The organism is Alkalihalobacillus trypoxylicola, from assembly GCF_001590785.1.
In the GTDB taxonomy this organism is placed as follows: domain Bacteria; phylum Bacillota; class Bacilli; order Bacillales; family Bacillaceae_D; genus Alkalihalobacillus; species Alkalihalobacillus trypoxylicola.
On the sequence record NZ_LTAO01000001.1, the window covers coordinates 548436 to 561446 of the forward strand.

Below are 13011 nucleotides of genomic sequence, written 5' to 3' on the forward strand. Positions count from 1 at the left end.
TCATTTTTTTCTCCACTCTTTTTTTAGCTTCTTTATGAAGACTTTTAAAGGGTTATTACTCTCTTCAAAATAATGACTCATTGGACATTCCTTCTCTTTTAATCGTTTAATCGCATAATCTATTGTAATATCTTCAGGAATAACCTCTTCATACAATTCCTCCCACTCAAGTGGTAACGCTATAAGAGGTTTTTTATTTCCTCTTGGTGAATAAGGCGCAATAATCGTCTTACCACCTGCATGCTGTAAAAAATCGATATATAGCCTTTTACCTCTTTTATTTTTCATTCGCTCAATGGTAAAATCATCAGGATGTTCGTTCACTAAATATTGTGCGATAAAGAAAGTAAAAATTCTTGTCTCTTCATAAGATAATGATTGATCATTAATCGGTAAGTGTATTTGGATTCCTTTATTACCTGAGAATTTTGGGAAGGAGCGTATTGAAAACTGATCAAATATTTTCTTCATTTGTTGAGCCGCTTTTATAGCCAGAGAGAAAGAAGCATAGTCAGGAGGATCTAAGTCAAAAACAATTTCATGAGGATTCTTTGAATTCATTTTTTGAAAAGGAATATGAAATTCTAATGCCAGCTGATTACCTAACCAAGTTAAAGTTTTTAAATCTTGACAAACGATATAATCGATTTTCTCAATTTGGATGGTTTTAATATAAGCTGGCGCATAATCTGGGCAATTCTTTTGATAAAAGAACTCCTTCTCTACTCCATGTGGAAAACGAATAAGTGTAACAGGCTTATCGCTAAGAAATCGAAGAAATACAGGGGATATCTGAATAAGTTTTGAAATATATTGCTCCTTTGTCATAACAGGCTTATGCCAAATTGGTTTTTCAGGATGAGTGACTCCCTCTACACTAGTATTAAGAATCAATAAATAGTCCCATGTGCAGTTTTGGATAGGTTGTTCAAGCATAAAGGCACGAAAAACAGGGTTTATTAAACGCTGGCGATAGAGGGCACTAAATTCAAGTTCAACAACAATTCCTTCTTTTTTTGTTTCTTTGGAAACTTGGTTATTTAAAAGAACTTGTTTTAATGACGAAAACTCCTCACCTTTCAACCCATTTTTTAAACTACCAACTTCTATAATTGAAGCGTTCTCATGTAGTCCTACTAAAAAAGACTCATCCTTTTGTTCATAATGAAACACAATAAAAAGCCCACGGTAATTCGCTTTACTTTTTTTAAATTGAAATGTTTGCTCGCTAATCATCACCATTTCATCCTTTTCAGCCGCTTTTTTAACTCTCATACTCTGTTAGTTTAAGGATTTTTTCTTTTTTCCATTCACACAATCGATCATTTCAGACTATTGATTCCACTAAAAAAACGTCTGCAATCAGTCCGATTTGCAAACGTTTTTTATTCTTATTAATCTAATCGAGTATTACCTTCATTCACATTTCCCGATCCACCTTCAATACTAATTAAAGTACCGTTTGTTGAGATTTGATTATTTCTTATCGTATTTTGATTTGACGCCCCAGTAACTCTCACTCCAATTTTATTAAATCCTGAATGACTAAGGACCGTGTTATTGGAAATTTCATTATGACTACCAGGTGCCAGTCTGATGACTGAATCAATATCTAGTGAACTATCTAGCTGTCTAAATTCGTTTTGAACAAGCGTATTAGAATCAGCTTGTACTAATGCCCCATGAATTCTAGAATTAATCACTGTATTATGAGCCACATAGTTGTCATGTGCTCCTGACAAGATAAATAATCCTCTTGGGTAATTCTCGACTGTGTTATATTCTACAATGTTATGTGCTCCACCATTGGGAATTCTAATTCCACCGTACGTATCATTTTGCTGCACTTGATTGATAATAGAATTATGCCTGACCGTCGTATAAGTAGCTCTAGATAGGTTAATCCCACTACCTCCAGTTGAATTGGTAATCGTATTACCGATAATTTCATTATTTCGCACATCACCTACTGCATGACTTTCACTGCCGAAGGCCAAAGCATGTCCACTAGTATGATCGAAATAACTATCTCTAATTTCAGAATCCTTTATTCTTCTCAAAAGAGCTCCAATCGTCGTATTTCTCACTTCCATTTCTACTAAATACAGATTACTTACATCTGCATCAATGTTAATTCCACCTACTAAACCCATCCCTTGATTAGCACGATTGATTCTATCTGCATCGATAGTTAAATGACTAATTGTCGCATTTAATTGATTACTTCCTGCATGCAAGACTGGGTTACCTACTACATAATTTGGACTATTTCCCGTTTTTTTCAAGATAGTTTGTCCAATCCCATCACCGACTAAATTGACATCTGCATGAAATCGTAAAGCTTCATCAATGCTATACGTTCCTGCTGGAATGTAAAGGGTTCCTGAGATTCCTCGTTCATGAAAATACCTCATTGCCTCATGAAATCCAGCCGTTTGTGATTCAGGAACATTTGGAGTAACTCCAAAATCAAGGACATTAACTACTTCCTCAGCATGAACCTTTTCTCCATTGAAGCTAATCAACAACAAAAACAATCCAAAAAAACTGAAAAATAGGTGAATTTTCTTTTTCAATTGAATTCCTCCTTTTTTTAGTAAGCGCTTTCAATTAACGTTTTTATTGTATACCAAATAATTATATTATTCAAATAATAACAAAAATAATAGTAAATACATCTTAAAAAGTCCTATTCAACAACATCGTTTAAATACTTAATAGAGAACTCAAAAAAAAATGAAATGAAACCATCTCCATTTCATTTTCTCTATTAAAAGTAGTCCTATCCAATCAGTATTTTATACACATTGGAAGGAAGCAATTCGATTCGTATCAATACCGAAATAAGTCCATCTAAACCAATTCCACCTATATCCAGCTACTGAATTTCGTCCAATAAAGGTAGGGTAAAACCAAAAAGAATTTCCGTTATTCAAACGAATAAATGTAAATCGATATAAACACCCTGCTAGTCCACCAGGATCAACAGCAAAAACACTCGCTCCGCCTGATTGTAAGCTAGTCATATTAGGGGGAGGACTGCTTGGTGGAGGGCTAGTTGGCGGTCCCCCTGGACCTCCAGAACCAAATGGTGGGCCTCCTCCTGGACCTCCTGGTCCAAATGGTGGGCCTCCTCCTGGACCTCCTGGTCCGAATGGCGGACCTCCTCCTGGGCCTCCTGGTCCGAATGGTGGAAAAATAGGTGAAAGTCCGCCAAGTCCGGGAAATGAACCTATTTGTCTGTGAGATGGATGCATTCTTCTTACCCCTTTCATGATGTGTTTAGTACACTTTATGCATTCGCCTAGAAATGGTGTAGAAATTCCTAACAAAATTCATAAACAAATTCTACAAAATTAAAAAGCAAGGGCCTCTTATAGGGTCCTTGCTTTTTTCTTACTTACTTATGCTTACTTGATCGATTACCCGCCAATAAGCCTCTTTCGTTTGATTATTCTCATCAAATAAGAATGGCCAATTTCTTCTTCCTCGTACAGGAAAATCATGTAACCACGTGTATTTGTCACTTACACCCCAGAATGTTACGGAAGTAATATGCTGATGGTATTCTTTAAACAATTTAAAAAACTGCTCGTATCTTTCCGCTTGTTTTTCTAGCATTTCATTTGTAGGTTTTAATAAATCCATTCTCTTATCTTCGAATTGAAACATGGAGACATCCATCTCTGTAATCTGAAGCTGCAATCCTAAAGATGCATATTTTTCAATCGCAGCTCGAATGTGATCCATAGAGGGATCATGAATATTCCAATGAGCTTGTAGCCCAATTCCGTGAATAGGTACATCTTTTTCAAGCATATCTTTGACTAAGGTATAAATTTTATCTCTTTTTTCAGGATCACATTCGTTATAATCATTATAAAATAATGCTGCTTCTGGATCAGCTTCATGTGCATACCGAAAGGCATAATCAATGAAATCTTCACCTATAATATCAAGCCAAGGAGAGGACCTCAAAAATTCACCTTTTTGGTCAGAAATCGCTTCATTAACAACATCCCAACTATAAAATTTCCCTTTATACCTTTTTAATAAAGTCATAATATGGGATTTCATCCGCTCTAATAATAAATCTCGATTCATTTCCTTTCCTTCTGGAGCTTTAAATATCCAATCTGATGTTTGGTTATGCCATACTAAAGTATGACCACGAAGCTGATGACCATAACGCTCAGAGTAAGAAACCAACTTATCTACATACTCAAATTGAAATTGATTCTCCTTTGGTTGTATATGCTCAAATTTCATTTCATTTTCTGCTGTTAAACTATTAAAATGTTTTTCTAATAAGGATAATTCTGAATCAATCGTATAATGATTTACTGCTGCACCAATTAGAAATAGATCTTCATATGCCTTACTTAGCGATAAGAGTTCACGCTGATTTCTTCCCATATTACGACTCCTTTTTCTTATGATTTATTAAGTTCTAACCTTTAACACCACCAAGGGTTAAACCCTTTACAAAATATTTTTGTAAGAATGGATAAACACAAATAATTGGTAAACTTACAATAATCGTCATAGCCGCTCGAACAGAAGTTGGCGTTACGACTTCAGAAGTGGACCCTCCCTGCGATCGAGTAAAGGCATCAGCAGCACTTCCTGAAGAGATAGATGCATTTGAATTTTGCAATATTTTCATCAATTCATATTGTAGAGTACTTAAATTAGCGTGTGACGGGTTATATAAAAATACGTCAAACCAAGAGTTCCATTGGAATACAGCCACAAAAAGAGAAATCGTTGCTATAACAGGTAAACATAGTGGTAAGGCAATTTTAAAGAACATCGTAAATTCACCTGCACCATCTATCCTGGCTGATTCAAATAGAGATTCGGGTAATCCTTCTATAAAGGAACGAACGACAATTAAATTAAAAACTCCGATAATTCCTGGAATAATATAGACCCAGAAAGAACCAATTAAAGAAAGCTCCCTCATCAACATATAAGTAGGAATTAATCCTCCATTAAAATACATCGTAAGTACAAATGCAAGGGTTGTAAACTTTCTTAGCACGAAATATTGACGACTAATCGTATAGGCAACCATTGCAGTACAAAACACGGAAAGAGCCGTTCCAATGACTGTCCTCATAACCGATACAAAACCGGCTTGTATAAGCTGTGCTTGACCAAATACATGCTCGTAATTATATAACGTAAATTCTCTCGGCCATAGAAAGATACCACCACGAACTGAGTCTGCAGCATCATTTAATGAAACCGCTAAAGTATTTAACATCGGATATAACATTACTATACAAAGCAATAACATAAATACTGTATTTAATGAATCGAACACTAAATCATCAAGTGATCGTCGACGACTTTTAAATTTATTTAATAGCTTCATGATGTCCCTCCCCCCTTAAAATAGCCTTGCTTGACCTAAGCGTTTGGCAATATAGTTTGCTGAAAATAGGAATATAATGCTGACAACCGTTTTAAAGATACCAGCTGCAGTCGCCAACGAAAAATTCCCCATAGAAATACCGTATCTAAGAACAAAAATATCTAAATTTTCAGCATAATCCATGTTCATTGGATTCATGAGGAGGTACTGAGCTTCGAATCCAGATTCCAAAATATATCCCATATTCATAATTAATAAAATAACAATAACTGGTCGCATTCCAGGTAAAGTAATATACCAAATTCTTTGTAAACGAGATGCACCATCTATTTCAGCCGCTTCGTATTGTTCTGTATCAATCATCGCTATGGCCGCTAAATAAATAATCGAATTCCAGCCAACATTTTTCCACACATCAGAGGCTCCAATAATGCCCCAAAAATATTCACCTACCCCTAAAAACATGATAGGTTCATCGATTATATTGAATTGTTGAAGAAGAATATTGATAATTCCATTCTCCATCGATAATGTGTAGGATACGATACCAGCTGCTACAACCCAAGAAAGAAAATGAGGCATGTAACTGATCGTTTGAACAACCCTTTTGAATGTAAAGTTTCTTAGTTCATTTAATAAAACAGCTAGTCCAATAGCCGTAACAAAGCCTAAAATTAAATTAATAAAACTCATCGCTAACGTATTACGCATAACTTCCATAAATCTAGCATCCGTAAAAAGAAACACAAAATGGTCAAAACCTATCCATTCTTGTTCTGAGAAAGCTCTTGCAGGTTTAAAATCCTGGAACGCCATTCCCCAACCATACAAAGGGACATAACGAAAGACTAATAACCAAATAAGAAACGGAATGCTCATTAAAAGCAAAGCCTTTTGCTCAGAGCACTTTTTCAAAAAACCTTTTAATCCTAATTTTCTCTTCGGACCTTTTTTTCTTCCAGAATTAATCGTTGGCATTGGCTGTGGTAAAGACAATCGCTTCACTCCTCACTTTTAAGACATCTCTTTATATCTGTCTTATTGATATAAGAAAAGTGGATTATGACAACTAACTTATTAAGCTGCCATAACCCCTTTTTCATTTCATCTACTATCTCATTACCATTCTCCATCCACTCTAGACTGAGCTACATCTGTAAAGAATTCTTCATAAGCTTCTACATCATGCTTACTATATTCTGTTAAAAAGTCTTCCCACTCAGCTTCGAAATCCGATGGATCTGCCAAGACTATTCTTGCATAGTGTCTTCTCTTAAGTTCATCTGTACGTTCTTCAAAGATTTGAACAGCAGACCCTTGTTCAATATTTGCACTCCAAGCTGGGAACCAAGGTCTCTCATGCGGCGGAGTAAATAATTGAGCAAATGTTTCAATATCATACGCTTCTAAATACTCTCTATCACCCTCTGTATAAGAAGCTTGTGCCACAGCTGGTTGTCTACCAGGCTCAACTGGATTTCCATCAGAGAAAGTACCGTTCACTCGAGGCCAGCTCCACTCAAATGTTCTCATCCCTACTTCTTCACGATGATCTTGATTTTCTGTTAATTGAATCTGTTCAGGAGTACGGTAGAAGCTACCATCATCTTCAACTGAGTAGTGCTCATCCTCATAACCCCACATTACTTTTCTTTGCATCTCTTCTGTGATTAACTCATTCCAGAATTGAACAATTCTTTCTGGATTTTCAGCATTTACAGTAATTCCAATCCCACGATTTTGAGTAAAGGCAGGAGGATCTAAATATTGATCATCTATACTTTCATCAAATACAATTGGTAATGCCATATATTCACGGTCTGGATTACCTGCATCTCTTAATGCATTTCTTGCATCTCCAAACTGCCAGCCGTAATCGAAGAAGCCTAAAACTCGACCTGATGAAAGCTTCGCTAAATATTCATCGTAGTTTGCTACGAACATCTCACGATCAAGTAGTCCTTTTGCATTTAACTCGTTTAACTTTTGCAGATATCTCTTTGTATGTTCAGAATTTGCATAAACAGTAGCTTCATGTGTCTCCATATCAATCATAACTTCACCATCATTTGGATAGCCAGCTAAGTGATTAGGAGTATTAGAAAAGGCAAAGAATCTCCAATCATACGTTAATCCTGTGAATGGAATTGTATTCATCCCATCAATTTGAGGATTATCTGCTGCATAATCTTCGATTAGTTCAAAATACTCATCTAAGGTCTTCAACTTAGGAAAACCTGCTTCTTTTAAAATACCTCTTTGAATCCAAAATGCTCCTTGGTCAATGTTTGGCGCAGGAACATATTCATTAATCGTTGGTCCAAAAGGAAGATAATAAATATTTCCATCATCATGGGTAATCATATCTAGATAATCTGAATACATCTCTAATAAATTTTGTCCATGTTCTTCTAATAAATCATTTAAAGGGATAAAAGCACCAGAATCTAATAAAGTATCAATCGCTGCGTCTGGGACAATTACATCTGGATACTCTCCACCTGCAACCATAACCCCAATACGAGTATTTAAGTCACCTACTAAGTGCTCTGTTCTAAAATTAACACCTGTTTTCTCTTCTAATTCTTTCCCTATTCTTGTTGTATTCGTTTCCAAATCAACACCTGCAGTTGCATTAAAATACGTATAAGTGACTGGTGTTGTATCGATTTCAGTTGCCCCTTCATTATCAGAGGTTCCCTCTTGTTCATTTGAATCCGATGTTGCTGGTTCATCATTGTTACAAGCCACTATGATGAGTGCCATTAACATAACTAGAATAGAAATGAGATATTTTTTTCTTAACATGAAATCCCTCCCCCAAATTTATAGCTTACGATGTAAGCACTTTCATTATAGCTGTAATAAGATTTTATTTAACCCTGAGAAACTAAAGAAGAGACTTAAAAAAATATATATATTCATCCAACTTCTTCTATTTTCTCGAAAGAAAAAAGCACCCGTTAGAGTTTTTAAAACCCTGTATAAGTACTTTTCATCTATACTAATCTGTTTTTTGAGCATGCAATAACTTGATGACAACCGTTGTTCCAATATTAGGTGAACTATAAATAGAAAAGTCAAAATCCTCTTGATAATAAAGCTTTAATCGATAATAGACATTTTTAATTCCAACATGATCACCCATGCTTTCATCCTCTTTGACACTTCGAATTAACTCTTCCAATTTCTCTTTTGACATCCCTGCTCCATTATCAGTTAAGGTGAAGATAATTTGACCATCTACATGATCAATGTTCAAATGAATACGACCCTTTTCTTTGATCGCTTCAATTCCATGAATACTGGCATTTTCAACAAATGGTAAAAAGGTCATATTCGGAATTAAATAGTCTAACGCTGCTTCATCACAGTCAATTTGAAATTCAATTTTTTCATTAAAGCGATATTTTTGAATTTCTAAAAAACAATGAATAATTTTAAGTTCATTTTTAATAGTTACCCATTCTTTTTCCCATGTTAAAGAATTTCGAAATATCTTAGCCATATTTTGGATAATTTTCGCGGTTTCTTCTTCATTCTTCATAAGACTTCTCATTCGAATGGTTTCCAATGCATTAAATAAAAAATGAGGATTAATTTGACTTCGTAATGCACTTAGCTGAGCTTGTTTTTCCTTTATTTCTAAATCCTTTTTCTGAATATTAGCTAAGTAAACTTCATTAATTAAGCTGTTAATTGTTTTAGACATTCGATTGAATTCTAAGGTTAATTGTCCAATCTCGTCTTTATCATCTGAATTTTTTATCGTTTCAAAGCTATGATCTTTCGCCTTTTTCATATAATGAAGAACCTTTGTAATCCTCACATTTAAAGATCTAGAAATGAATATGATTAGTAGTGAAGGAAATAGAAAATTAATACAGGCTAATAAAAAAATGACTCTACTCGATTTATAAACCTCTTCTAATGCTTCTCTTTCATCGATTACTCCTGTTATTTTCCAATCCTTTAAATAATTTGTATGAAGGACACTTTCCTCTAATAATATTCTTTCTGGTAGTTCAATTGAATGAAATGGCACATCTCCTCCCGACCACTCTACTAACTGATTCGTACTATATTCTATATAGCCTTTCTCATTTATTAAATACACATCTCCTTGAAGAGTCACATTAGAAAAAATTTGCTCTATAATCAAAGGATTAATATCAACCTTAATAATTTTTTCATAGTTTACTTTATTCTTGTAATAATTCAGCTCTCTAATAACACTAAATAAGCTTTTATTTGTCTGCGGATTAGGCCGAAGTACAATTGGTCCTAACTTTTCTTCTTTGACAGCATCATACCAATTGACATCATCTGATTGATCATCGATGGGTCTAACTCCTCCTGCAAAAAGCACACTAGCATTATTTGTATAAAACGTTACCGACTGTATTGAATAATAAATAGGAGTAATTCGATTTAAATATCGCAAATAATAATCATAAGCTTCTATATAATCGATCGCTCGCTCATATTCTGTTTCAAAAAAGTCATACATCTCAGCATCTGTGTAAAATCGAGTTGAAACTCCAACGGCTTGGTCGACTGTTACGATAAATTCATTTGAGATTTGATTCATGATCAATTGCACATCATTTATTTTTTGTTTACGAATCGTATTAATCGTCATATGGTAAAAAAATACATTTGTAAATATAATAGGTATAAGGACGAGTAAAAGATATAAAACAAGAAGTTTATTTCTAATTTTAATATCATTAAATCTTGGAAGTTTATTTAACATTTTTATTTCCTAAAGGTTTTTTCCGCAAAAGCTTATGTCGATATGCAGTTGGAGTCATTTGACAAACCTTCTCAAATTGAGTGACAAAATAATCAGTGCTTGTAAAGCCCACTTCCTCTGCAATTTCATATACGCGCATATCCGTTTGACGCAATAGCTTCTTGGCATGAGAAATTCTCAATTCTAATAAAAAATCTTTAAAATAGATTCCAAATGTCTTTTTAAATAACTGACCCATATAGACAGGATTCATATAAAACGTATTAGCAATCGTTTTAAGGTTGATATGTTCGTTGTAGTGCATCTCTATATACTTCTTAATTCGGTAAATATCCCCTTTTACATTTGATTGCCTTAAAGATTGAATATGCTCTGTACTTTCGAAAACAAATCGAGTAAACACTTGTTTGAGACTGCTTAAATTAAGATTTCTTTCCTCCCATCTAATGATAGAGGCGAAGCTTTCAATATCTTTTTCGTCTCCATTCATCCTCTTAATGATTTGGATGACACCATAAATTAAACGATTAATCGTCATTTTAATAGCTTTTGGTGAATAATCTAATGATTTAAATGCTTGAAAGATATGATCTATTTCGGTTGTGAGCTTTGAAAGCTTATTTTCTTCCATTAGTTCCATAAAAGAATGAAATAGCTTTTGGTCCAGCTCATCGAACTTGAAATGCTTTCCTTTTAATTGTTCATATACAATTGGCTGATTATCAAATGTATATTTATACTGTCTTGCCTCGTCTGCTGTTTCAAAAGATTTTGGTAGCTCATTCATCCTTTTAAACCTTTCTCCTACCGTTACAGTAATTTCCCCTAAAAACTCCTTGCCTAATTCAGAATAAAATTTTTGTGAAAAACGGTGAATATCATCACTTACATTTTTAAAATCTAAAGAACCTATCAATATACCAACCATATTGTTTTTTTGCTCGTGAAATATCATAGGACGTTGTATACAAAAATATTGCCGAAAAACCTTCTTCACACACTTTTTCAGTTCTTCTATTTTAGATTGGTTATAGTACCAATCATTATTTATTTCAATTAAAATGTAATAAAAGAAAGCACTCTTAGATAGTTGAAGCTGACGAATCCATTTCGTTTCATTTATTGGACCACGTTGTCCCTGAATCATTCGGTAAAATGTATCTTGAAGCTCCTTCTCTTCTCTTTTTTGGTACTCCAGTTTATCTACATTTAAAATAAGATTTAACTTTTGAAGAATTTCCTCAAAATCCTCTTGGTCTATAGGCTTTAGAACAAAATCAAACACTTTGTATCGGACAGCCTTTTGGGCATAGGTAAAGTCATTATATCCACTGACAATAATAAATTGGCAAGTTTGATTATCAAGCTCTCTTACTCTTTTTATGAGCTCTAGTCCATCTATGCCAGGCATTCTTACATCTGTTACGACTAACTGAGGCTTGTGCTCTTTTATAATTTCTAAGGCACTTTCTCCATTTTCAGCCTCCCAGCATACTTCATAACCTAATTGACTCCAATTAATTAAGCTTTTCAAACCTTTCCTGACAAAAATCTCATCATCCACTAATAGAACCCTATTCATCATACATACCACCTTTGTATATATAGTTAAAACGAATAGCAGGTGCTAATGCCTTTATTTAAGTTTTTCTGCGCTCAATTCATTTGTTTTTTTTCAATTTGTAAAAAAGCATGATACACAAACCACATCATACACATCGCCAACATACTAGAACTAAAAAAAGGTATAAGTCCTGGCATGAAATAAAATAGCCCGCCTGTCATACTTAATAAAAGGATCGTAATCAGGGTAATATGCGGGTGAATCAATCCAATAATTAAAGCCGTTTTCATGGTTTGAAAGAATGTAAGTTTATAGTGAACATAAACTGGAAAGATAAATATTAGAAAGATGATAAAAAGGATTAAAATTAACGTGGTTCCTGCGAATAAAAGATCAGAACCAATTCCTGTCATCGTTCCAATAATCAGATAATTAATATAAATAAAAAACGATACCGTAACTAGAATAGCCCCTAAAGCATTTCCTTTAATGAACTCTTTTTTATAGGTTTGGTAAAACGTTGAAAATATCGACTGATCGTGTTCTTTCATCCTCCACTTTCTTACAACAGCAAAAACAGCTATCGTGGCAGGTGTGATTCCAAATACAACTAGACCGATTAGTGAAAAGAACATCCATAGCAAATGAAGATAAGCAAATCGCCAAATCCATTCACAAGTTAAATAGAACTTGCTTGACATCCAACTAATTTGCATGAAGCTTCCCCCTCTTTCTCTTTTTTTGTAAGCGCTTTAAAAAAAGTCCGATAAAATGTATGTCAATTTTTAATTGTACATAATTTAAGCTTATTCAAATAGGGTAAAAACTATAGATGTTACTTTAAAATGTATAGTTGAATATAATGTACCATATAGAATGTGAAGATGTGCATAATTTTATAAAATTTATGTAAAATATCGTTTTATTCTATGCTTAAAACCCCTTTAAAATAAAAGAAATCGAGAAGTGATTAGCTTCTCGATTTCTATTTTAGCTAAAGGTTTGTTTTGAATCTACACTTTCCATTATCTTTCAAGTAATTCATCTCCCAAATGTTCTTGAATAAAGCCACTTATTTCATGATTTGCTTTTTCCTTTTCTTTTCCAGAAATGAAGATCTTGACGATATCCCCTTCTTGGATAGATAGATTCATTACTTGAATAATGGATTTTAAATTTACCTTTTTGGCAGAATACTCAATTTCAATATTTGCTTGAAATTCGTTCGCTTTATTTACGATTTGTGCTGTTATCAATTCTTTTACACTTAACGATTTATTAAATTGAAACGATTTCACAATCATAGCTATC

The 13011-nt window shown here is 33.9% G+C and carries 11 protein-coding genes; all 11 read right to left on the reverse strand.

The window, feature by feature from the left end:
- The 11 genes from ligD to AZF04_RS02675 all read right to left on the reverse strand — a co-directional run bounded on the left by ligD (position 1) and on the right by AZF04_RS02675 (position 13004).
- Positions 1-1236 (reverse strand): non-homologous end-joining DNA ligase, encoded by a 1236-nt coding sequence (gene ligD, locus AZF04_RS02625; RefSeq protein WP_064504035.1) that lies wholly within the window; start codon positions 1234-1236, stop codon positions 1-3.
- Positions 1237-1394: 158 nt separating this feature from the next.
- The gene (locus tag AZF04_RS02630; RefSeq protein WP_153017195.1) at positions 1395-2576 is read right to left on the reverse strand and encodes a glycosyl hydrolase family 28-related protein; all 1182 of its coding nucleotides are present in this window, start codon (positions 2574-2576) and stop codon (positions 1395-1397) included.
- A 222-nt stretch (positions 2577-2798) separates the two neighbouring features.
- The gene (locus AZF04_RS02635; protein ID WP_061947418.1) at positions 2799-3257 is read right to left on the reverse strand and encodes a hypothetical protein; all 459 of its coding nucleotides are present in this window, start codon (positions 3255-3257) and stop codon (positions 2799-2801) included.
- A gap of 139 nt (positions 3258-3396) precedes the next feature.
- Positions 3397-4416: an endo-1,4-beta-xylanase gene (locus AZF04_RS02640; protein ID WP_061947419.1), complete on the reverse strand. Its 1020-nt coding sequence runs from the start codon at positions 4414-4416 to the stop codon at positions 3397-3399.
- Positions 4417-4450: 34 nt separating this feature from the next.
- Entirely contained in the window at positions 4451-5380 is a 930-nt protein-coding gene (locus AZF04_RS02645; RefSeq protein ID WP_081766547.1) for a carbohydrate ABC transporter permease, read from the reverse strand.
- Positions 5381-5395: 15 nt separating this feature from the next.
- Complete coding sequence (locus AZF04_RS02650) at positions 5396-6358, reverse strand: ABC transporter permease (RefSeq protein ID WP_045480230.1); 963 nt, start codon at positions 6356-6358, stop codon at positions 5396-5398.
- Positions 6359-6499: 141 nt separating this feature from the next.
- The gene (locus AZF04_RS02655; protein WP_061947420.1) at positions 6500-8188 is read right to left on the reverse strand and encodes an ABC transporter substrate-binding protein; all 1689 of its coding nucleotides are present in this window, start codon (positions 8186-8188) and stop codon (positions 6500-6502) included.
- A 196-nt stretch (positions 8189-8384) separates the two neighbouring features.
- The gene (locus AZF04_RS02660; protein WP_061947421.1) at positions 8385-10136 is read right to left on the reverse strand and encodes a sensor histidine kinase; all 1752 of its coding nucleotides are present in this window, start codon (positions 10134-10136) and stop codon (positions 8385-8387) included.
- Positions 10126-11721, reverse strand: coding sequence for a response regulator transcription factor (locus AZF04_RS02665; RefSeq protein WP_082795219.1), 1596 nt, complete (start codon positions 11719-11721; stop codon positions 10126-10128). The genes AZF04_RS02660 and AZF04_RS02665 overlap by 11 nt, the downstream gene beginning before the upstream one ends.
- 71 nt (positions 11722-11792) lie before the next feature.
- Positions 11793-12416 carry a YesL family protein gene (locus AZF04_RS02670; protein WP_061947423.1) on the reverse strand — a complete coding sequence of 208 codons (624 nt, stop codon included), beginning with the start codon at positions 12414-12416 and terminating at the stop codon, positions 11793-11795.
- Positions 12417-12725: 309 nt separating this feature from the next.
- Positions 12726-13004, reverse strand: a complete 279-nt coding sequence (locus tag AZF04_RS02675; RefSeq protein ID WP_061947424.1) for an HPr family phosphocarrier protein — start codon at positions 13002-13004, stop codon at positions 12726-12728.
- Between the last annotated feature and the right edge of the window lie 7 nt (positions 13005-13011).